This window comes from Rhodococcus sp. NPDC076796 (assembly GCF_040702765.1).
GTDB lineage: Bacteria > Actinomycetota > Actinomycetes > Mycobacteriales > Mycobacteriaceae > Rhodococcoides.
This window is the reverse complement of the sequence record NZ_JBFBMS010000007.1, coordinates 73,322-94,576: the sequence shown is the minus strand read 5'-3', so window position 1 is coordinate 94,576 and position 21,255 is coordinate 73,322. Positions and strand designations below refer to the sequence as shown.

Below are 21,255 nucleotides of genomic sequence, written 5' to 3'. Positions count from 1 at the left end.
CGGCATGCGCGGCTACTACACACCCGAGCAGATTCGGAATGCGGAAGCGCCGCTGCTGAATTCCCTGCCGAACGGCGTTCTGATGCGCCGCGCCGCGTACGGACTGGCCACGGTCGTGGCGGGCGAGCTGGCTGCGCGTACGGGCGGCGTCGTGGGGCGTCGCGTGACGATTCTGGTGGGCACGGGCGACAACGGCGGTGACGGTCTGTGGGCCGGGGCGTATCTGCGTCGACGCGGTGTCTCGGTGTCGGCTCTCCTGCTCGACCCGACGCGGGTGCATGCCGAAGGTCTCGAGGCCCTGCGCTCGTCGGGCGGACGCGTGGTGACTCGGTGCGGACCTGCCGACATCGTGGTCGACGCCATCGTGGGGATTTCCGGCAAGGGTCCGCTGCGGCCCGATGCTGCTGCCGTGGTCGAGCAGATCACCGCACCGATCGTGGCAGTGGACGTTCCCAGTGGAGTCGACGCGGAGACCGGTGCCGTCTCGGGGCCGGCCGTGACGGCCGACGTGACGGTGACGTTCGGTGCCCGCAAGCCCGTTCACGTGCTGGCCGTTCCTCGTTGTGGCCGAATCGAACTCGTGGACATCGGCCTGGAGCTGCCGGCTCCGGCGATGGCGTCGTTCGAGCCGGCCGACGTGGGACGGGTGTGGCCGATCCCGACAGCCTCTGACGACAAGTACTCGCAGGGTGTGGTGGGTGTCCTGGCCGGCAGCGCCACGTTCCCCGGTGCCGCACTGCTCTGTGTGGGAGCGGCGGTCGCGGCCACGTCCGGAATGGTCCGCTATGTGGGAACTGCAGACGCAGAGGTCGTTTCGCACTATCCGGAGGTCGTTGCCGCCCCGGAACTCGACGCGGCGGGAAAGGTGCAGGCGTGGGTGGTCGGTCCCGGTTTCGGCACCGACGACGATTCGGCGGAGATCGTGCGTCGAGTTCTGGACACGGATCTGCCGGTCGTCGTCGACGCGGATGCGCTCACGATCCTCGCCCGCAACGAACGCTGGGTCGCCGGCCGCGCCGCACCGACTCTGCTGACCCCGCATGCCGGGGAATTCGCCCGCCTGACGGGATCCGACCCTGCACCCGACCGAGTGGGATCGGTTCGAGATCTCGCCGCGCGCTGGGGCGTCACCGTGCTCCTCAAGGGGAGAGCGACAATCGTCGCCGATGCGGACGGCGCCACGTTCGTCAGCGACGCCGGGGGATCGGCTGCATCGACCGCAGGCTCGGGCGACGTACTGTCGGGCATCCTCGGGGCCCTGCTCGCGTCGGGAATGACGCCGTCCACCGCGGCTGCCTGCGGAGCGAAGGTCCACGCACTGGCCGCGGCCCGTGCGGCTCACGGGTCGGACGGAGAGTTCGCGGCACCCATTTCTGCGAGTCCGCTGTGCGAGTCCATCCCCGAAGCCATCCGAACCGTGCGCTCGCTCACAGTCTGACCATGGTCGTGCGTGGCCCACTTCCGGTTCGTGATGTGTCACGAGATGTGCCACCCTGATCCGTCGTATCGGCGGCTCGGATGGCACTATCGAATGTTGTGACTATCGGCTGCGGCGACGAGAGGACCGATCCTCGGACGGGTTCGGGCGCTGTGGCGTCCGTCGACCTCGACGCCGTGGCCCACAACGTTCGCGTGCTGCAGCAGTTCGCCGGGGACGCCGCCGTGATGGCGGTGGTCAAGGCCGACGGATACAACCACGGTGCCGTCGAAGTCGCACACGCCGCAGTCGCAGCAGGGGCGCAGGAGCTCGGCGTCACCACCATCGGTGAGGCCCTCGAACTCCGCGCTGCCGGTGTAACGGTCCCGGTATTGGCGTGGTTGCACCGAACGGACTCCGATTTCGCCGCGGCGATCGCCGAGCAGGTGGGGATCGGGGTCTCCACGGCTGCCCAGCTCGACGCCGTGGTCGAAGCAGCACGCCGAGTCGGTTCCACCGCTGATCTCTCGCTCAAGATCGATACCGGGCTCAATCGCAACGGGGTCGCGGAATCGGATCTCGACGCCGTACTCGACGCCACTGCGGCCGCCGTCGCGGAGGGCGCAGTGAGATTGACCGGAATGTTCTCGCATCTGGCCTGCTCGGACGAACCGGCACACCCCGCCAACGACGCCCAGGCCGAGCGGCTTCGCGACGCGGTGCGGCGCGCCACCCGACGCGGAACGCCTCCCGCCGTCGTGCACCTGTCCAACTCGGCAGCCACGCTGACCAGACCCGATCTCGGTTTCGACCTGGTCCGCCCGGGTATTGCTCTGTACGGATTGTCGCCGGTCCCCGAGCTGGGAACGTTCGGGTTGCGCCCGGTCATGACGCTCTCGGCGCAGGTTGCGAACATCAAGAAGGTGAGCGAGGGTGAGTCTGTGTCCTACGGCTACACCTGGACCGCTCCCGCCGACACCGTGGTTGCGCTCGTCGCACTCGGATACGCAGACGGGGTCGTTCGCCGCCTCAGCGGGCGGTTCGAGGTGACCATCGCAGGTCGTCGCTATCCCTCGGTGGGACGAGTGTGCATGGATCAATTCGTCGTAGACCTCGGTGGTGACCGCTCGGGTGTCGCGGTCGGCGACGAGGCGCTACTGTTCGGATCAGGGGACAGGGGAGAGGCGCACGCTCAGGATTGGGCGGATGCGCTCGAGACAATCAGCTACGAAGTCGTCACCGGCGTTCGTGGACGCGTCCGACGACGGTTCGTCGGCGCTCGCGCAGGGGAGGCGACGATCTAGATCATGCTCGGATTGCTGGAGAGTATTGCGATTGTGGTGCGCGAGACGGCGTTCCGGTCCAACAAGGACCCGCTGGCCACCGAGAACCTGGACCTGATGGACGCCGATCGCGGCAGTATCGTAACGGCGGACGACGGTGTGCCGCTTGCGGTACGCGAAGTGGGTCCGTCGGACGCCGAGACCACCGTGATCTTCGTCCACGGCTACTGCCTGCGCACGTCGTCGTGGCATTTTCAGCGCCGCGCTCTCGAACAGCAGTGGGGCTCTGCGGTCCGCATGGTCTTCTACGACCAGCGCGGTCACGGACGTTCGGGAGTGCCGAGCCCGGAGAGTTGCACCATCGGCCAGCTCGGCCTCGATCTCGATGCGGTGATTCGCTCGGTGGTACCCAAGGGGCGCATCGTTCTGGTCGGGCACTCGATGGGCGGAATGTCGATCCTGTCCATGGCGCGGCAACGATCGGACGTGCTCCGTCAGCGAGTCATCGGCGCAGTCCTGATCTCGACGACAGCTGCCGGTCTCGCGCAGTCCGGGGTGGGTCGTAGTCTGCAGAATCCGGCGGTCGACGCGTTCCGGCTCGCGGTGCGGACGTCGCCCGGCTTCGTGCAGTTCGGTCGCGGTGCTGTGCGTGCGCTCATCTCACCGGTACTGCGCGCAGCGTCATACGGCACCAGGGTGTCTCCGCGCCTGGTGGCGTTCTCGCAGTCGATGATCGACGACACCTCCGTCGTCACGATCGTCAATTTCCTCGAGACGCTCGAGTTGCACGACGAGTCCGAGGCCCTGCTGGAATTCGAGAACATTCCGGTGTCGGTGGTGTGTGGCGACGAGGATTGGATCATTCCGTTCGCCAGCTCGGAGGCGCTGGCTCAGGCTCTGCCGCGTTCGGAGATGGTGCGGGTGCGCCAGGGTGGGCATCTGGTCCAGCTCGAATTCCCCGAACAGGTCAACGGCGCGATACAGCGGCTCGTGGCACGGGCAACGGAGGCCGCGGGCAAGAAGCGACGGTGGGGCGTTGTCTGACGAGCCGCTGACTCTACCGGTGGACGTCGAATTGGTCACTGCCGCAGACACTGCCGAGTTCGGCACCCGGCTTGCGGACGTGCTGGTCGCCGGCGATCTGGTGATTCTCGACGGCCCGCTCGGGGCCGGAAAGACCGCCATGACCAAGGGGATTGCGGCCGGACTCGGTGTGCAGGGCCGGGTCACCTCGCCGACGTTCGTCATCGCCCGCGAGCATCGGCCCGGCTCACGGCCCCATGGATTGCCGCCGGTTGCGCTGGTCCACGTCGATGCCTATCGGCTCGGGATGACGGGGCAGTCGGCGGTCGACGAACTCGATGCCCTCGACCTCGATACCGACCTCACCGATGCCGTCGTCGTGGTCGAGTGGGGCGAGGGATTGGTCGAGAAGCTGACGGACGGCCATGTGTCGGTTCGTCTGACGCGTGATCCGGACTCCGATGTTCGGCGCGTGACGGTGAGTCGGGTGCACAGCGGGGTGGATCCGCGCGAGCGGCCCTGACCGGGTACCGGGTGCGCGGCCGTATCCCCGGTGACGGGTAATCTGAAATATCGTGCTTGTACTTGCCGTCGACACCTCGACCCCCGCCGTCACCGCAGGTGTGGTGAGCCTGACCGAGTCCGCCGACGGTGCAGCGGTCACCACGCTCGCCACCCGGGTTCGGGTGGACGCGCGATCGCATGCAGAAATCCTGACACCCAACATTCTCGAATGCTTGGCAGAGGCCGGCATCACCGCGGCCGAGTTGGGGGCCGTCGTCGTCGGCGTCGGCCCCGGGCCCTACACCGGCCTACGGGTAGGAATGGCGACGGCTGCGGCATTCGGTGACGCACTCGGTCTTCCGGTGTACGGCGTCTGCAGTCTCGATGCCATCGCCGCAGATGTCTCCGAGCCCGGGTCGCTGTTGGTGGTGACCGATGCGCGCCGACGCGAAATCTATTGGGCGCGTTACGAAGCGGGAGTGCGGGTGGCGGGACCCGACGTTCTCGCCCCGGCCGAACTGGATCCCTTCGGTGTCGACGCGGTCGCCGGATCGGCACCGCATGCTGCGGCTTTCGAGCTTCCGATCCGTGATGTGCAGGCACCGTCTCCGGCCGGGTTGGTCGCGGTTTCTGCCGCCGATATCGGCAGCGGTATCGTCCCGGGCCCGCTCGTCCCGTTGTACCTGCGCCGCCCCGACGCCAAGACGCTCGACGAGCGCGCCGCAGCGAAGGCTTCGAAGTGACGGTGTCGATCGAGTCGATGACGGCGGCGGACGCTGCTCGGTGCGCGTATCTCGAGACCGTGCTGTTCCCGGGTGACGACCCGTGGGCCGAGGATGCATTCATCGCGGAACTGGCGGCGCCACACAATCACTACGTCACCGCGCGGGAAGACGGTGAGGTCGTCGGCTACGCAGGCATCTCGCTGCTGGGGCAGCCGAGCCGCGGAGCCTTCGCCGTCGGAGAGTCCGAGGTGCACACCATCGGTGTCGATCCGTTGCATCACCGCAAAGGTATCGGTGGGCAACTGCTGGGCGAATTGCTGCGCGTGGCCGACGAGCACGGTGGGCCGGTCTTTCTGGAGGTCCGCACCGACAACGAGCCCGCCATCGAGTTGTACCGACGCGAAGGGTTCGAGATCGTGGGCACCAGGGCGAAGTACTACCAACCGAGCGGGGCGGATGCCTTCACCATGCGTCGGTCCGAGAAGACAGAGGGATCAGCTCGATGATCGTTATGGGTATCGAAAGTTCCTGCGACGAAACAGGAGTCGGGATCGTCCGCTGGGGCGGAGCGGGGACCTGCGAGCTGATGGCCGACGAGGTGGCCTCCAGTGTCGACGAACATGCGCGGTACGGCGGAGTGGTGCCCGAGGTGGCGTCGCGCGCGCATCTCGAGGCCATCGTGCCGACCATGCGGCGGGCTCTGGCGGCCGCAGACATCGAGCGTCCCGACGCCGTCGCGGTGACGATCGGGCCGGGGCTGGCCGGCGCGTTGCTGGTCGGGGTTGCCGCTGCCAAGGCGTACGCCGCGGCCTGGGGTGTGCCCTTCTACGCGGTCAACCATCTCGGCGGACATGTCGCGGTCGACACACTCGAGCACGGGCCGATGCCGTCGTGCGTGGCACTGTTGGTCTCGGGTGGGCATACTCATCTGCTGCACGTCGACGATCTGTCCCGGCCGATCGCCGAGCTCGGGACCACGGTCGACGATGCAGCCGGGGAGGCCTTCGACAAGGTCGCGCGGCTGTTGGGATTGGGCTACCCGGGTGGTCCGGCCCTCGACGATGCTGCGCGCGAGGGTGATCCGGCCGCGATCGCGTTTCCCCGAGGAATGACCGGCCCACGCGACGCCCGCTACGATTTCTCGTTCTCCGGGGTCAAGACGGCTGTTGCTCGGTTCGTCGAGGCCAGGCACCGTGCAGGAGATCCGATTCCGGTCGCGGACATCGCCGCGTCCTTCCAGGAATCCGTCGCCGATGTCCTGACGATGAAGGCCGTTCGTGCGGCAACCGACGTCGACGTCGACACGATCGTGCTGGGTGGGGGTGCCACCGCCAACTCTCGCATTCGATCGCTGATCGAAAGTCGTTGTGCCGAGCAGGGTTTGACGCTGAGAATTCCGAAGCCGCGACTGTGCACCGACAACGGCGTGATGATCGCCGCACTGGGCGCGCACCTCGTCGCAGGTGGAGCAGAGCCTTCGGCGTTGACCGCGGTGACCGATCCCGGCCTGTCGGTGGCGACCAGTCAGGTACCCGGCTGAGCGTCCTGCGTGGACGCGGCGGTGGTCTCGGACGAACGGGTTGTCGACGGCACGGCCGCGGACAGAGGCTCACTCGAGGGGGCCGGTGCAGGCGGCGACCATACCGTCGGCGGTGCCGTCAGTTCCGGCGTGGGCTCCGAACCGCTGACATCGGTGGTCGGCACACTGATCGACTCGGTCGGCACCGGAGTGAACTCGGGAGTGACCTCGGCCGTGGGCTCGGGCGTCGGACTCGGAACGATCTCGGTCGTATCGCTGGGGTCCGAAGGCTCGATCGGTTCGGAGGGCCGAACCGGAATCGTGGTCACCGACGTCGGCGGTTCGATCGGGATTGCGGTGGTGACATCGGGGGACGCAGGATTCGACGTGGGGTCGATCGGCCACTCGATCGGTGGGAGGTCGGGTGCCGGACGCAGCGTCGGGGTACTGGTCGGTGGAGCGGTCGTGGTCGACCGCGACGACGATCCGGTGGCGTCGACCGAGGTTGCAGTCGGGTCGGATCGATCCCCGGAGGTGCGTCCCGTCGTCGGCGGGTTCTCGTCGGGGGACCAGCCCTCGGTGACCGGCGTACCGGCGTCGTTCGATTCGGTCGCGGATCGGGCGGCACTTCCGGCCGGTGAGACGTTGGGATCGTCGGCCGGCGTCATCGTCTGCACACCGTAGGCGAGCACCAGTCCACCGGCGACGACGGCGGCCGCGATCGCACCGGAGTAGCGGCTCATCCGGCCTGCGCTGTTGCGCGTGGCCGAGACGAGTTGGTAGCCGCCGCCGACGGCCGACGCGGCGACGGCAGCGGCGCCGACTGCTAGAACGGCGTCGGGTTCCGGCAGTCGAACGACCGGGGCGTGGAACTGATCGGTGAGCGTGGCGGCGAACCGGGGAATGTGCGCCCCTCCGCCGATCAGCACGATGGCCTCGGGTTCGTGAGTGCTCTCGGCGAACACCCCGCGGACGAACTGAGCGGCGGTGTAGAAGATCGGGGTCACGGCGGTGTCGAACGCGTCACGGGTGACCGTCAGAGGGATTCCGCTGTAACGCTCGATGCGAACTTCGTCCTCGTGGGAGAGCTGTTCCTTGATCGATCGGTACCGCGCAGACCCGATTCCGCGGTCGTCGCGGATGTCGTCCCGAAGGTTGTCACGCGTCATGTCCTGCACGAGGTTCTTGACGAGCACGTCGAGCGCGTCGCCGCCGACGGCGTCCGACCGGCCGTGCGCCAGCACCGTTTCGGCGGTCCGATCGGTGACGGTGACCGACATCCCCGAGGCTCCGAGATCGACCAGCGCGATCGTGTCGTACCGATCGATCAGGCCGGTGGGTGCCAGGTACGCGGACGCGGCTGCCGATTCCGGCACCAGTCGAACATCGCGCGTGGTGTGGGCGAGCGCCGCGCGAATACCCGCAGCGTGCTCCTCCGTGCGATAGGTGACGGCGATCGCGTCGGGGGAGCGGTGGCCGGGGATCAGAGAGGCCATGAGTTCGATGGCCGAGGTGACCAGATCACCGATGTCGGTGTTGGCTTGGCGATCGGTGGAGACGGTGCGGTACTCGACCGTGCGACTACCGTCGGTGTCGACGGTGACGAGGGCTGCGCACACGACCTCGGATCCGGTGGATATGCCCACTCCTACCCGCATGCTGCACCTCCCACCCCTGTGTACGTGTCCGGAATCGACTGCTCTGTGTGCCATGTCGCGGCACAGCTGTCGATCGTTATCGTTCGGACAGCTCCGTTATCGTAACGTTACTTCGCGCTCCGGCGCGAGCGTGATATGCCGCTCGGTCGGTTGCTCGGTGCGTGTCGATCGCCTCCTACCTGGCTTTTCGATCGCTCGACGAAGGCTGGGAAAAAGGCGAGAAACGACTGCGATGCTCGGCGTTTCGGACCCGAATTCGGCCGCTTTCGAATCTCCGCGGTCGTGCCGAACGGTGCGTGACCACTCTCGTGCGCACGCGTGCGACCACGGCGTCGCGAACCTGGCGAACCCAGCCCTTGAGTGCTGGCACTCTCGTGTATAGAGTGCTAGTTGGCACCGAGCGAAGTCCCGGCACCCGCGACGACGGGAACGAGCTCAGGCCGTGATTGTCAGAACCGCACGAGAAGTACTTACACACAGCTGTCCGGGGATCCGACCCCGGACGCGTACCCCATAACTTTGGAGGGCTCAACGTGGCGAGCGTGAAAATCAAGCCGCTCGAGGACAAGATCCTCGTCCAGGCCAACGAGGCCGAGACGACGACCGCCTCCGGTCTGGTCATCCCCGACACAGCCAAGGAGAAGCCCCAGGAGGGCACCGTCGTCGCCGTGGGCGAAGGCCGTGTCACCGAGAAGGGCAACCGCATCCCGGTCGACGTCAAAGAAGGTGACACCGTCATCTACAGCAAGTACGGCGGCACCGAGATCAAGTACGCCGGCGAGGAGTACCTGATTCTGTCGGCACGCGACGTGCTGGCTGTCATCGCCAAGTAGGCCACAACGCATCCCGCCCCGGTATCCGATTTTCGTGTCGGTCCCGGGGCGGTGTGCGTTCGATCGAGTTTCTTTACTCGAAGGAGTAACACCGAAACATGGCAAAGCAAATCCAATTCAACGAGGAAGCGCGCCGCGCACTCGAACGCGGCGTCGACAAGCTGGCCGACGCAGTCAAGGTGACGCTCGGACCGCGGGGACGCCACGTCGTCCTGTCCAAGGCATTCGGCGGTCCGACCGTCACGAACGACGGTGTCTCGATCGCTCGTGAGATCGACCTGGAAGATCCGTTCGAGAACCTCGGCGCGCAGCTGGTCAAGAGCGTCGCCACCAAGACCAACGACGTTGCAGGCGACGGAACCACCACCGCGACGGTCCTCGCGCAGGCGCTGGTGCGCGGCGGTCTGAAGAACATCGCCGCGGGTGCCAACCCGATCGCGCTCGGCACCGGCATCTCCAAGGCGGCCGACAAGGTCGCCGAGGCTCTGCTCGCCGCCGCAACCCCGGTCGAGGGCAAGCAGGCGATCGCTCAGGTCGCCACCGTGTCCTCGCGTGACCCCGAGATCGGCGAACTTGTCGGCGAGGCGCTCACCCGCGTCGGCGCAGACGGAGTCGTCACCGTCGAGGAGTCCTCGACGCTGCTCACCGAGCTCTCGGTCACCGAAGGCGTGCAGTTCGACAAGGGCTACCTCTCGCCGTACTTCGTCACCGACGTCGACGCGCAGGAAGCAGTTCTCGAGGACGCCTACGTCCTGCTGTACCGCGAGAAGATCACCTCGCTTCCGGACTTTCTGCCCCTGCTGGAGAAGGTTGCCGAGAGCGGCAAGCCGTTGCTCATCATCGCCGAGGACACCGAAGGTGAAGTTCTCTCGACGCTGGTCGTCAACTCCATCCGCAAGACGATCAAGGCCGTGGCAGTCAAGGCACCGTTCTTCGGTGATCGCCGCAAGGCGTTCCTCGACGATCTTGCCGTCGTGACGGCCGGGCAGGTCATCACCGCCGATGTGGGTCTGAGTCTGAAGGAAGCCGGCCTCGAGCTGCTCGGTCGCGCTCGTCGCGTCGTCGTCACCAAGGACGACACGACCATCGTCGACGGTGCGGGCACGCAGGACGACATCGATGCACGCGTCGGTCAGCTCCGTCGTGAGATCGAGAACACCGACTCCGAGTGGGATCGCGAGAAGCTCGAAGAGCGTCTGGCGAAGCTCTCGGGCGGTATCGCGGTCATCAAGGTCGGCGCTGCCACCGAGACCGAGCTCAAGGAACGCAAGTTCCGCGTCGACGACGCTGTGGCTGCGGCCAAGGCTGCCGTCGAAGAGGGCATCGTCCCCGGCGGTGGCTCGGCTCTGACGCAGGCAGCGTTGGCTCTGGCCGACGACCTGGGCCTGACCGGCGACGAAGCCACCGGTGTGGCCGTTGTGCGCACCGCACTCAATGCACCGCTGTTCTGGATCGCCTCCAACGCGGGCATCGACGGTTCGGTCGTCGTCAGCAAGGTGGCCGAACTGCCGAAGGGCCACGGATTCAACGCCGCGACCCTGACGTACGGCGACCTGCTGGCCGACGGCGTCGTCGATCCGGTCAAGGTGACTCGCTCCGCTGTGGTCAACGCCGCGTCGGTTGCTCGCATGATCCTGACGACCGAGAGCGCGATCGTGGAGAAGCCGGAAGAGGCCTCCGAGCCTGCTTCCGGGCACGGACACGCTCACTGACGTTCGGTGACACGAGAAAGCCCCCGACCCGAAAGGGCGGATTCTAGGGGTCCTCGCAACACCTGATGGTCAGATGCCTGTCAGTAGATCACGTAAACGCTCGGCTGGAGTTTTCCAGCCGAGCGTTTTGCGTGGACGGGAGTTGAGGCGGTGGGCAACGTTCTCGAGGTCGGTGGCGCTGTACACGGACAGGTCCGTGCCTTTGGGGAAGTACTGGCGTAGCAAGCCGTTGGTGTTCTCGTTCGATCCGCGTTGCCATGGTGAGTGTGGATCGCAGAAGTACACCGGCACCCCGGTGGCGACGCTGAACTGCTTGTGCGCTGCCATCTCGCACCCTTGGTCCCACGTCAGTGAACCGCGCAAATGCGTTGGGAGAGAACCGATCAGAGGAACCAGAACGTCCCGGACCTCCTCTGCAGTGTGCCCGCCGGGGAGGTGACCGAGAAGCAGGTACCGGGTAGAACGCTCGACCAATGTCACGATCGCCGACTCCGATCGAGTACCGACGATCAGATCACCCTCCCAGTGCCCGGGCACGGAGCGGTCGGCGACCTCCGCCGGCCGCTCGGAGATCATCACCATCGCATCGACGAATCGTGAGGTGCGCTGCTCGGGTGAGCGGTGCTGTACGCGGCGAGTACGTCCGGTGCGCAATGCGGCAGCAACTTCTCGGCGTAGTCCGCCGCGCGACTGTACGTAGATGGCCTGGTAGATCGTTTCGGTGCTCACACGCATCGCCTTGTCATCGGGGAAGTCGACAACTAGAGCGTGGCAGATTTGCTCGGGCGACCACTGCAGGGCGAGTTTGCCGGCGACGTAGGACCGGAGCGAACCCTGTGCCGCCAGCTTCGCCGGTTTCGGCCGGGCACGCGAGATAGCCCACAGCCGATGTGCCCGGTGCGGGTGGTACTCGTCGGCGATGCCGTAGGTGTCGATCTCGCGTTTGACGGTCGAGGCCGCCCGGCCGAGGCGGCGTCCGATCTCACGCAGCGAACACCCGGCTCGACGCAGGTCGGCGATGTGTTCACGGTCGGTCACCGTCAGATACCGAGGGTGCAGTGTGGACTCGATGCGGGCCAGCGACGGCCTCTGAGCAGCGGTGACGAACGTTGTCATACCGGTTTTGTAGTCGATACGTCGACCATCCGGGTGCAGGCGCGCACCACCGATCTTGCGGATGCCCCCGTCCCAGTCCTGCGCGGTCCGGAGGTGGACCCCAACCTCCCGAGCAGCCTCGCGCCGCGAGATTCCCGACGAGCGGAGTTCCTCGTATCGTCCCCGACCCGAATGCTCGGCCCGGCCGCTCTTTCCGCGCCCTTGCACACCCGCCTGACGAACCCACCCGAAGGCAGTGTTCCGGTTCACCCCGACACAGCGTGCGGCCGCGCTGACATTCCCGTCCTCACGGTCCAACGCCTCGAAAAACCGCACCTTCAACCCAGCACATGCCACGATCCCCGCAACTCCCTCAAATCGAGGGTGTTGCGGGGATCGTTAGAACCCGCCAAGGGTTGGGGGCTTTCTTGCGTGTTCGGGTGACTACACCGCGATGCGGCGGCGGTTGTGACGAGCGTGCAGTTCCCGCTCGGTCTCCGACATTCCGCCCCAGATCCCGTATGGCTCGCTGACGTTGAGAGCGTGTGTACGGCATTGTGCGAGTACGGGGCAGCTGCGGCACATTTCCTTGGCCCGCATCTCGCGCTGTGCTCGTGCCCGGCCCCGCTCGCCGTCCGGGTGGAAGAACATGGACGAATCGACGCCACGGCACAGGCCGTGCATCTGCCAATCCCAAATGTCGGCGTTCGGCCCAGGGAGGTGATTCGGCTGCGGCATGGAAACTCCTAGGGTGGTGTGGCTTCTCGGATTCGTGATCCGAATGCCGACAACGTTATGTGGGTCGACGAAATCGAGTCAATAGTTCTCTGTCGTGGGCAAATGCATAGTTATGGGGCAAAGAATTAACACAGGCGATATTTACTTCGACTCACCCGCGTGCGTGTCCTTCCTGTTGAAGAATCCGCCGACACGCGAGACGATGGGAAGCGCACCGGCTTTCCGGCTGCTTGTGCGGTGCTGCGGAGCGCAGGCGGCCCGAGTCGGGCGACAGGGCCGAGGCTGGATCCGGCAGTCCGTCGTTGTCGGTGTTTCCGCTGATCACAGCCTTGTCGATAGCGTCGAGGGCGCTCCGGCTCCATGCGTCGGGTTCTACGTCGGTTCGCTCGCTCCAGCCCACGCGAGGTGTCCGGCGCGATCGCGCGGATCGCTGGGCAAAGGCGGAGTGGGCGCGCATTCGGCAGGCGACTGGTCGGAGGTCGATTGTGTGACCGAGTGCGCCGATTAACCTATTCGCCACACAGCGTTCAGATTCTCGTCTTCGAGTCGGCCCGTGTTCACATTGTTAATTCCTTGAAAACTGCATTCTGTGTGCGCGAAACGATGCAGTGATACCCCTTTCGGACCGTTGCCGAATTCGCCCGTGCAATTTGCGTCGCGTCGAATCGGTAGGGCTCGGGCGCAGTTCGCCGCGCGCGAAGGCCCTACCCTCGAGTCCGTGCCAACAGAGCAGAGCTCGCTGTTCACCGCGACGCAGTCCGAACTCTTCGACGCTGCCTTCGGCAGCAACCCCGGCCGATTCCCGCTCCCCGCCGCCACCGATTCGCGAGAGAGCTGGTTTCGCAGTGTCGCGTTGGCAGGCCAGGGGCGGTACAGCGCCGCCGAAGTCGAGCTTCGGCGGCATCGACCCCACAGCCAGGAACTTCGGTCGCTGCACGCCTCGACCAGAGCATCGTGGTTGCGTCAGGTGGGCGAACACGAGCGAGCCCGCCGCTTCGACGGCATCGCGGTCTTTCTGGTCGGACTCGTGGGACCGCCGACATCGACGGACGCGACAGAGGCCCGTAGCGATGCGCTGACCGGCCTGGCCGCAGATGCATTGGGAAGCGGACGTTTTCATCTCGCGGACGCCCTGCTGGCCCGCAGTACGGAGCAATGGCAGGGCCGCGTCGGTCGGGGGCTGTGGCGTCCCGCACTGCGAGCGGCGTGGGTGGCGGCCGAGCTGGCGATGATGCGCGGCGACGGACCCGAGGCGGTCCGACACGCCGAGGCCGCTCGCGCTCTCGCCAACGATGCCGATTCGTTACGCCACGTCGTCAAGACCGACCTGGTGGCTGCGGCGGCACTGAGCTGTGTCGGTGAGACCTCCCGTGCCCGTGAGAGGGCCGTCCAGGTGGCCTGCGCTGCGGAGATGGCCGGTCTGCTGCCCCTGCGCTGGGCCGCCACGATGCTGTGCGAGGGAACGGGCGGGCTCGACGCGGGGATGACCTCGTCCGTCGACCTGGCCGCCGCCATCGATCGTCCGGGTGGTTCGACGGTCGGTTGACCAGGACCTGGGTCGGAGGCGGACCGAGTGGTTCGGTTGTGACCGGGTGGTGTCGCTATCCTTGGTCTCGTTCCACCACCACGTGGAAGCGCTCCCAGGCGGGTGCGTACCTGTAACGCGGGGAAATTTGTCGACGATGAACAGTGCGGGTGAGGAGTTGGACTCTTTCGTCGTTGCCGCAGCGCAAGGCGATCGACTGGCTCTGTCCCGGGTCTTGGAATTCATCCGACCACTCGTCGTTCGGTACTGCCGGGCACGGGTCGGTTCGGCTGAGCGCGGTCAGCTTTCGGCCGACGACGTGGCGCAGGAGGTCTGTTTGGCAGTCATGACCGCCTTGCCGCGATACCAGGACCAAGGTCGTCCGTTCATGGCATTCGTGTACGGCATCGCGGCTCACAAGGTCGCCGACGCCCATCGCAGCGCCTCGCGTAACAAATCGGACCCGGCCGCCGAAGTACCAGATGTCGTGTCGATGGAGCACGGACCGGAGCAACGAGCTCTCGAATCCGAGTCGAGTCGACAGATGACTGCACTGCTGGACACCTTGCCCGCCAAGCACCGCGAGATTCTGGTGCTCCGACTCGTAGTCGGATTGTCGGCCGAGGAAACAGCAGCCGCCGTCGGCAGCACTGCAGGCGCTATCCGCGTGGCTCAGCACCGAGCTATCGCAAAACTGAAGAACGAAGTTGTGAGAGCAGGTGAAATGTATGGCTAGGGACAATGGTCACGGTGGCCCCGGTGAGACGCCGCGTCGCGGAATCTCGCGTATCGGTGAGCACGTGAGCTCCACTGGACCGAAGCAGAACGATCCCTATGCCGACATCGGCGCAGACGGTGGTCCTGTGGACCTCGTCGCCGTACGTCGTGACGATGCGTTCATCGACGCGATCAGTGGTGACGGACCGATTGCCACCGATGACGCAGACGAGTACCAACTCGCCCTTCTGTTGGCCAATTGGCGAGCAGACGTGGTCACGCCGGCGATGCCGGCCGGCCCCTCCCTCGATGTGGTCGTCGCCTCGGTCGAACGCGAGAAGCTCGCCGCCGACATGGCGCGCTCGAGTTCGGCCAACCGCGGTGGACGGATGCGTTTGCTGCGTCCCATCGCCGGTGCCGCAGCCGCGATCGCCGTCGTGATGGGTGGCCTGGTGGTCATCTCGTACAACTCGACACCGGACGATCCGCTGTGGAGCGTCAAGTCGGTCGTCTTCTCCGAGCAGGCCGATTCGACTGTGGCGCAGATCGATACGACGTCCAAGCTGCAAGAGGCGGAGACTCTCCTGTCCTCCGGGGACACCACTGCCGCTCGCGCACTGCTCGACGGCGCGTCGAACAGCAGTTCCGCTGTGCTCGACGACGGTCAGCGCGCCGAGCTCGATCAGTGGCTGGCGCGTCTGCTGCAGGAACTGCAGGCACTCACGCTGCCCGCGCCTGTGCCGCCCCCGGCTCCGGTTCCTCCGGCTCCGGTCCCCAGTCCCGAGGCCTTCGTGCCGCCGGCACCGGTGGAGCAGGTCACGCCCGACACCACGGGTGTGCCGACCACTCCGGCTCCGACCACGACGACGCCCGTGGTTCCGCCCACGACGACGACTCCGAGTCCGACAACGACCACGAACGTCCTGCCGACGGTGCTCGATGCGCCCGATCAGCCGACGGCGACTGCCGGTGGTAGTAGTTCGTCGGAGAACCGCGACCGCATGTCGGTTCCCTCCGGCGGCAGCTGACCGGTTTTCGCGTCCCTCCCGAACCGCGAAGAAGCCCGACACGATGATCGTGTCGGGCTTCTTCGTGCGAAGGTGTCGAAAAAGTCAGCTGTCGAATCCGTCGCCGTGCAGGGCGTCGTTCATCGAGGCGTCCGCGAAACCGCGGCAGTAATCCCAGGTCACGTAGGCGTCGGGCACAGGGTCGTAGGCAGGCTCGTGCGGCCGGACGGTGCCGTCGACCAGGAGCTGCAGAAGGTTCGCCCGCAACATGTCCCAGTCGTGGTAGTGGTCCTGCTGGCAGTCCTCGCAGCACACGACCAGTCCGCGAATTCCGCGGTGGCCGAGCAGTGCCTCGTAGACGGCCAGGTCCGCCAGATCCTCTTCGACGGCCAGGCGCTCCTGAGGATCTAGGGGTTGGCCGGGCTCGATAGCGTCGAGGGCGGCCGACGGGTCGGCTGGGTCTCCGGCGAACGGATCCGGGGGTAGACCGGGAGGCAGTTGATCGCGCACGCCTCCACGGTACGCAGGACTGGTGGGTCTGCGCCAGCCGTTCGAATGCGACATGCCGGACGCGTCCGCCGCCGACAATGCTGCGGACCGCGATTTCGGTGCTCGAAGGCCACTCACAGCGGGAGGCATTCGCACTGGTTGTGCCCTAGCCGATACCATGGTTCACGGCGCTGAACAGATGAGTGCAAGTGCCGAAACTCCATCCGTTCTCCAATCCCGCACTGCGGTGCGCCTGCGAGCTCTCACCGGCCGCACGCCGCGCCGAAGTGCAACCAGGCTCTAGGGAGGGCCAGATTCGCATGAGTAGTCCCGGAGCCCACGTCCGCACAGGCGGCGACGATCCCAACAAGGTCGCGATGCTCGGCCTCACGTTCGACGACGTCCTGCTGCTGCCGGCCGCTTCGGATCTGATTCCGAGCTCGGTCGACACCTCCAGCCAGATCACCCGCGAGATTCGCCTGCGGGTGCCGCTGGTCAGCTCCGCCATGGACACCGTCACCGAGGCCCGGATGGCCATCGCCATGGCCCGCGCGGGCGGTATGGGCGTGCTGCACCGCAACCTGTCGCTGCAGGATCAGGCGTCGCAGGTCGAGACGGTCAAGCGCTCGGAGGCCGGGATGGTCACCGACCCCGTCACGTGCAAGCCCACCGACTCGTTGGCCGAGGTCGACGCCATGTGTGCGCGCTTCCGTATCTCCGGACTTCCCGTCACCGACGAGACCGGCGCGTTGGTCGGCATCATCACCAACCGCGACATGCGGTTCGAGGTCGATCAGAACCGGCGCGTCGCCGACGTGATGACCAAGGCACCGTTGATCACCGCGCAGGAGGGCGTCACCGCGGAAGCGGCGCTCGGCCTGCTGCGTCGCCACAAGATCGAGAAGTTGCCGATCGTGGACGGCAAGGGCGCACTCACCGGCCTGATCACCGTGAAGGACTTCGTCAAGACCGAGCAGCACCCCGATGCCACCAAGGACCGTGACGGTCGCCTGCTGGTCGGTGCCGCTGTGGGCGTCGGGCAGGATGCCTGGGCTCGGTCGATGGCACTGACCGACGCCGGGGTGGACGTCATCATCGTCGACACCGCGCACGGCCACAATTCGCAGGTACTCGAGATGGTCAGCAAGCTCAAGGCCGAGGTGGGCGACCGCGTACAGGTCGTCGGCGGCAACGTGGCCACTCGCGCGGGGGCACTCGCCCTCGTCGAGGCAGGTGCGGACGCGGTCAAGGTGGGCGTCGGACCGGGATCGATCTGCACCACCCGTGTGGTGGCAGGCGTCGGCGCCCCGCAGATCACCGCCATCCTCGAAGCCGTCGCCGCGTGCAAGCCGCACGGTGTGCCGGTCATCGCCGACGGCGGTCTGCAGTTCTCCGGTGACATCGCCAAGGCACTCGCTGCCGGTGCGTCGACCGCCATGCTCGGATCGTTGCTGGCCGGCACCGCGGAGTCCCCGGGCGAGCTGATTCTGGTGGGCGGCAAGCAGTTCAAGAGCTACCGCGGCATGGGTTCGCTCGGCGCGATGCAGGGACGAGGGGGAGCGAAGTCGTTCTCCAAGGACCGCTACTTCCAGGACGATGTGCTGGCCGAGGACAAGTTGGTGCCCGAGGGCATCGAAGGTCGCGTCCCGTACCGCGGACCGTTGAACCAGGTCATCCACCAGCTCACCGGTGGTCTGCGCGCTGCGATGGGGTACACCGGGTCCACCTCGATCGAGGATCTGCAGAACGCTCAGTTCGTGCAGATCACTGCGGCCGGGCTCAAGGAGAGCCACCCGCACGACATCACGATGACCGCAGAGGCCCCGAACTACACCACCCGATAGTCGCTTCGGCCTATCCTCGGCCGATTCGATTCGCTCTCGAAGTAGAAAGGTGCGCGCGTGCGCGACCTCGTTGAAATCGGCATGGGCAGAGAAGCCCGCCGCACCTACCAGTTGGACGACATCGACATCGTGCCGTCCCGTCGTACCCGCTCGTCGAAGGAGGTGTCGACGGCATGGCAGCTCGATGCGTACCGCTTCGACATTCCCGTTCTGGCGCATCCGACCGATGCTCTGGTCTCGCCCGAGTTCGCGATCGAGCTGGGTCGCCAGGGTGGGCTGGGGGTCATCAACGGTGAAGGACTGTGGGCACGCCACTCGGACGTGCAGGCCAAGCTCGATCAGCTGATCCACATCGCCGAGACCGATCTCGATCCCGACGCCCCGATCGCCTTCCTGCAGGAACTGCACTCCGCGCCGATTCGGCCGGATCTGCTGGCCGCAGCCGTCGGTCAGGTCCGTGACTCCGGGGTGACCGTCGCCGTTCGGGTGAGCCCGCAGAACGCTCGCTCGCTGACGCCTGCCCTGGTGGCATCGGGCCTGGATCTGCTGGTCATCCAGGGCACGATCATCTCCGCCGAGCACGTGGCTCACGGTGAGGACGAGCCGCTGAACCTCAAGACTTTCATCGCGGAGCTCGATGTTCCCGTCATCGCCGGTGGCGTGAGCGATCACCGCACCGCACTGCACCTGATGCGCACCGGCGCGGCAGGCGTCATCGTCGGTTACGGCTCGGTCGAGGGTGGCACGACCACCGGTGAGGTGCTCGGTATCGGCGTTCCGATGGCCACCGCCATCGCCGATGCGGCCGCGGCACGTCGGGACTACCTGGACGAAACCGGCGGGCGCTACGTGCACGTCATCGCCGACGGCGACATCACCACCTCCGGTGCCCTCGCCAAGGCCATCGCCTGTGGGGCCGATGCTGCGGTACTCGGAGCTCCGCTTGCCGTCGCTGCGGAGGCTCCCGGTGGAGGTTGGTACTGGCCGTCCGCCGCGGCGCACCCGTCCATGCCGCGCGGCGCGCTGCTGCCGATGTCGGCGGGGGAGCGTCCGAGCCTGGATCAGGTGCTCAACGGACCGTCACGTGAGTCGTACGGCTCGATCAACCTCGTCGGTGGACTGCGTCGGTCGATGGCGAAGTCCGGGTACTCCGATCTCAAGGAATTCCAGAAGGTGGGCCTGAACGTCAGGGCTTGATCGAGACTGCTTCAGCAGGGCGCGCACTCCTTTCACACAGGGGTGCGCGCCCTTTCTGCTGCATGTAGTCCACGTAAGTCGACCCTGGGTTGGTGATACCTCTCGTAACAGCTAGAATCGGTTGTGGCGGTAGTCACATGGGGTGTGCATACTGTTCGACAGCATCGGATGTAGCGGAGGTCACCATGGGTTCAGCTGTTCGCGCAACGGATTACGACGTCTTGATCGTCGGTTCGGGCTTCGGCGGGAGCGTCACCGCGCTTCGGTTGGTGGAGAAGGGATACCGCGTCGGCATCCTGGAAGCCGGACAACGCTTCGAGGACAAGGACTTCGCGAAGAACAGTTGGGATCTCAAGCGCTTCCTGTGGGCACCGAAGCTCGGCCTCTACGGCATCCAGCGCGTGCACCTGCTGCGCGACTGCCTCATCCTCGCCGGTGCCGGAGTCGGCGGCGGCTCGCTGAACTACGCGAACACCCTCTACAAGCCCCAGGCACCGTTCTTCGAGGACAAGCAGTGGGCGCACATCACCGACTGGAGCAGTGAGCTCTCGCCGTTCTACGACCAGGCCACCCGCATGCTCGGCGTCGTCCGCAACCCGCACATGACCCCCGCCGACGAGGTGATGAAGTCGGTTGCCGAGGACATGGGCGTCGCCGATACCTTCATCCAGACGCCGGTGGGAGTGTTCTTCGGGGAAGAACCCGGCAAGACCGTCCCGGACCCGTACTTCGGCGGTGCAGGCCCCGAGCGCACCGGATGTATCGAATGCGGCGAGTGCATGACCGGTTGCCGCCACGGAGCCAAGAACACCCTGCTGAAGAACTACCTCGGCCTGGCCGAGCGCGCAGGAGCCGAGATCGTGCCGATGACGACCGTCACCGGTCTCGTTCCCCGATCCGACGGCACCTGGGACGTCGACACCGAACGAACCGGTGCTCGGCTGCGCAAGGGGCGCAAGACCTACAGTGCGGCCAACGTGGTTCTCGCCGCGGGCACCTGGGGTACGCAGAACCTGCTGCACAAGATGAAGGACACCGGCGCGCTGCCCCGTCTTTCGGACACGCTCGGGGAACTGACGCGCACCAACTCCGAGTCGATCGTCGGGGCCGCGAAGTTGGCGGTCGATCCGAACATGGACCTCACGCACGGTGTAGCCATCACGTCCTCGTTCCACCCCAGCCCCAACACCCACATCGAACCGGTCCGCTACGGCAAGGGCTCGAACGCGATGGGCATGCTGCAGACACTGATGACCGACGGCGGCGGAAAGATCCCGCGGTGGCTCAAGTTCGTGTTCGCGATGATCGCTCATCCGATTCAGTTCGTCCGCGTCGTCAACGTTCGGCACTGGAGCGAGCGCACCATCATCGCGCTGGTGATGCAGAACCTCGACAACTCGATCACCACGTTCACCAAGCGCGGCCCCTTCGGCCGGAAGATCTCGAGCAAGCAGGGTCACGGCGAGCCCAACCCGACGTGGATCCCCGAGGGCAACGACGCCACTCGACGCATTGCCAAGAAGATCGGTGGTGTGGCAGGCGGTACCTGGGGAGAATTGTTCAACATCCCGCTCACGGCCCACTTCCTCGGTGGATGTGCGATCGCCTCGGATTCCGAGCACGGCGTCATCGATCCGTACCACCGCGTCCACGGCTACCCGACGCTCAGTGTGGTCGACGGGGCTGCCGTATCGGCCAACCTCGGAGTGAACCCGTCGCTGACGATCAGCGCGCAGGCCGAGCGTTCCGCGGCGCTGTGGCCGAACAAGGGCGAGCTGGATCTCCGTCCGGCACAGGGCCTGCCGTACCAGCGTCTCGACCCGATCGCCCCGAACTCCCCGGTCGTCCCGGTGGATGCTCCGGGAGGTCTGCGACTGCCGATCGTCGAGATTCGGTCGGGTTCCTCGGCGAGGCCCGTCGAGCATTCGGGTGTTGCATAACCACCACGACAGTCCCACTAGACTGACCC

At 66.3% G+C, this 21,255-nt stretch carries 19 protein-coding genes; 15 read left to right on the top strand and 4 right to left on the bottom strand.

The features are described from left to right. Window positions 1-4: 4 nt before the first annotated feature. The 7 genes from AB0366_RS20445 (at window position 5) to tsaD (ending at window position 6,492) form a co-directional block, all read left to right on the top strand. Entirely contained in the window at window positions 5-1,438 is a 1,434-nt protein-coding gene (locus AB0366_RS20445; RefSeq protein WP_366245556.1) for an NAD(P)H-hydrate dehydratase, read from the top strand. A 104-nt stretch (window positions 1,439-1,542) separates the two neighbouring features. Further along, on the top strand, window positions 1,543-2,721 hold the full coding sequence (gene alr, locus AB0366_RS20440; RefSeq protein ID WP_366245610.1) for an alanine racemase: 1,179 nt from the start codon (window positions 1,543-1,545) through the stop codon (window positions 2,719-2,721). A 3-nt stretch (window positions 2,722-2,724) separates the two neighbouring features. Continuing rightward, the gene (locus AB0366_RS20435) at window positions 2,725-3,744 is read left to right on the top strand and encodes an alpha/beta hydrolase (protein ID WP_121870417.1); all 1,020 of its coding nucleotides are present in this window, start codon (window positions 2,725-2,727) and stop codon (window positions 3,742-3,744) included. Further along, a complete protein-coding gene (gene tsaE / locus AB0366_RS20430; protein ID WP_366245555.1) occupies window positions 3,737-4,246 on the top strand; it encodes a tRNA (adenosine(37)-N6)-threonylcarbamoyltransferase complex ATPase subunit type 1 TsaE in 510 nt (169 codons plus the stop codon). Before AB0366_RS20435 ends, tsaE begins: the two co-directional genes overlap by 8 nt. Window positions 4,247-4,298: 52 nt before the next feature. Next, a complete protein-coding gene (gene tsaB / locus AB0366_RS20425; protein ID WP_366245554.1) occupies window positions 4,299-4,970 on the top strand; it encodes a tRNA (adenosine(37)-N6)-threonylcarbamoyltransferase complex dimerization subunit type 1 TsaB in 672 nt (223 codons plus the stop codon). Next, on the top strand, window positions 4,967-5,458 hold the full coding sequence (gene rimI / locus AB0366_RS20420) for a ribosomal protein S18-alanine N-acetyltransferase (RefSeq protein ID WP_366245553.1): 492 nt from the start codon (window positions 4,967-4,969) through the stop codon (window positions 5,456-5,458). Before tsaB ends, rimI begins: the two co-directional genes overlap by 4 nt. Next, a complete protein-coding gene (gene tsaD, locus AB0366_RS20415; RefSeq protein ID WP_366245551.1) occupies window positions 5,455-6,492 on the top strand; it encodes a tRNA (adenosine(37)-N6)-threonylcarbamoyltransferase complex transferase subunit TsaD in 1,038 nt (345 codons plus the stop codon). The genes rimI and tsaD overlap by 4 nt, the downstream gene beginning before the upstream one ends. Here the strand turns inward: tsaD and AB0366_RS20410 are convergent. Next, on the bottom strand, window positions 6,477-8,129 hold the full coding sequence (locus AB0366_RS20410; protein WP_366245550.1) for an Hsp70 family protein: 1,653 nt from the start codon (window positions 8,127-8,129) through the stop codon (window positions 6,477-6,479). The genes tsaD and AB0366_RS20410 overlap by 16 nt on opposite strands. Window positions 8,130-8,662: 533 nt before the next feature. On the opposite strand from AB0366_RS20410, the gene groES reads away from it, so the two are divergent. Beyond that, window positions 8,663-8,962, top strand: coding sequence for a co-chaperone GroES (gene groES / locus AB0366_RS20405; protein WP_008718149.1), 300 nt, complete (start codon window positions 8,663-8,665; stop codon window positions 8,960-8,962). A gap of 98 nt (window positions 8,963-9,060) precedes the next feature. Further along, entirely contained in the window at window positions 9,061-10,674 is a 1,614-nt protein-coding gene (groL, locus tag AB0366_RS20400) for a chaperonin GroEL (RefSeq protein WP_366245549.1), read from the top strand. A 69-nt stretch (window positions 10,675-10,743) separates the two neighbouring features. On the opposite strand, the gene AB0366_RS20395 is transcribed toward groL, so the two are convergent. Further along, window positions 10,744-11,922 carry an IS30 family transposase gene (locus AB0366_RS20395; protein ID WP_152530502.1) on the bottom strand — a complete coding sequence of 393 codons (1,179 nt, stop codon included), beginning with the start codon at window positions 11,920-11,922 and terminating at the stop codon, window positions 10,744-10,746. Between the two features lie 291 nt (window positions 11,923-12,213). Continuing rightward, window positions 12,214-12,507, bottom strand: coding sequence for a WhiB family transcriptional regulator (locus AB0366_RS20390; protein WP_027496361.1), 294 nt, complete (start codon window positions 12,505-12,507; stop codon window positions 12,214-12,216). Between the two features lie 718 nt (window positions 12,508-13,225). On the opposite strand from AB0366_RS20390, the gene AB0366_RS20385 reads away from it, so the two are divergent. The 3 genes from AB0366_RS20385 (at window position 13,226) to AB0366_RS20375 (ending at window position 15,777) form a co-directional block, all read left to right on the top strand. Beyond that, on the top strand, window positions 13,226-14,053 hold the full coding sequence (locus AB0366_RS20385) for a hypothetical protein (protein WP_366245547.1): 828 nt from the start codon (window positions 13,226-13,228) through the stop codon (window positions 14,051-14,053). A 136-nt stretch (window positions 14,054-14,189) separates the two neighbouring features. Further along, on the top strand, window positions 14,190-14,768 hold the full coding sequence (locus AB0366_RS20380; protein WP_314142411.1) for a sigma-70 family RNA polymerase sigma factor: 579 nt from the start codon (window positions 14,190-14,192) through the stop codon (window positions 14,766-14,768). Further along, window positions 14,761-15,777 (top strand): anti-sigma-D factor RsdA, encoded by a 1,017-nt coding sequence (locus tag AB0366_RS20375; RefSeq protein ID WP_366245545.1) that lies wholly within the window; start codon window positions 14,761-14,763, stop codon window positions 15,775-15,777. The genes AB0366_RS20380 and AB0366_RS20375 overlap by 8 nt, the downstream gene beginning before the upstream one ends. A gap of 84 nt (window positions 15,778-15,861) precedes the next feature. Here AB0366_RS20375 and AB0366_RS20370 read toward each other — a convergent pair whose 3' ends face one another. Continuing rightward, window positions 15,862-16,266, bottom strand: coding sequence for a DUF5319 domain-containing protein (locus AB0366_RS20370; protein ID WP_032378069.1), 405 nt, complete (start codon window positions 16,264-16,266; stop codon window positions 15,862-15,864). A 299-nt stretch (window positions 16,267-16,565) separates the two neighbouring features. On the opposite strand from AB0366_RS20370, the gene guaB reads away from it, so the two are divergent. From guaB to AB0366_RS20355, 3 genes are all read left to right on the top strand, one after another. Further along, window positions 16,566-18,089: an IMP dehydrogenase gene (gene guaB / locus AB0366_RS20365; protein ID WP_183130205.1), complete on the top strand. Its 1,524-nt coding sequence runs from the start codon at window positions 16,566-16,568 to the stop codon at window positions 18,087-18,089. Between the two features lie 57 nt (window positions 18,090-18,146). Beyond that, on the top strand, window positions 18,147-19,286 hold the full coding sequence (locus AB0366_RS20360) for a GuaB3 family IMP dehydrogenase-related protein (protein ID WP_121870406.1): 1,140 nt from the start codon (window positions 18,147-18,149) through the stop codon (window positions 19,284-19,286). Window positions 19,287-19,471: 185 nt separating this feature from the next. Next, window positions 19,472-21,226, top strand: coding sequence for a GMC family oxidoreductase (locus tag AB0366_RS20355; protein WP_366245544.1), 1,755 nt, complete (start codon window positions 19,472-19,474; stop codon window positions 21,224-21,226). The last annotated feature ends 29 nt before the right edge of the window (window positions 21,227-21,255 follow it).

What these genes read in the sequence shown, in the direction of transcription:
- AB0366_RS20445 (WP_366245556.1), top strand. Translation starts at nt 5, where the DNA reads ATGCGCGGCTACTACACACCCGAGCAGATTCGGAATGCGGAAGCGCCG.
- AB0366_RS20375 (WP_366245545.1), top strand. Translation starts at nt 14,761, where the DNA reads ATGGCTAGGGACAATGGTCACGGTGGCCCCGGTGAGACGCCGCGTCGC.
- AB0366_RS20435 (WP_121870417.1), top strand. Translation starts at nt 2,725, where the DNA reads ATGCTCGGATTGCTGGAGAGTATTGCGATTGTGGTGCGCGAGACGGCG.
- AB0366_RS20355 (WP_366245544.1), top strand. Translation starts at nt 19,472, where the DNA reads ATGGGTTCAGCTGTTCGCGCAACGGATTACGACGTCTTGATCGTCGGT.
- tsaD (WP_366245551.1), top strand. Translation starts at nt 5,455, where the DNA reads ATGATCGTTATGGGTATCGAAAGTTCCTGCGACGAAACAGGAGTCGGG.
- AB0366_RS20380 (WP_314142411.1), top strand. Translation starts at nt 14,190, where the DNA reads ATGAACAGTGCGGGTGAGGAGTTGGACTCTTTCGTCGTTGCCGCAGCG.
- groL (WP_366245549.1), top strand. Translation starts at nt 9,061, where the DNA reads ATGGCAAAGCAAATCCAATTCAACGAGGAAGCGCGCCGCGCACTCGAA.
- AB0366_RS20390 (WP_027496361.1), bottom strand. Translation starts at nt 12,507, where the DNA reads ATGCCGCAGCCGAATCACCTCCCTGGGCCGAACGCCGACATTTGGGAT.
- guaB (WP_183130205.1), top strand. Translation starts at nt 16,566, where the DNA reads ATGAGTAGTCCCGGAGCCCACGTCCGCACAGGCGGCGACGATCCCAAC.
- AB0366_RS20410 (WP_366245550.1), bottom strand. Translation starts at nt 8,129, where the DNA reads ATGCGGGTAGGAGTGGGCATATCCACCGGATCCGAGGTCGTGTGCGCA.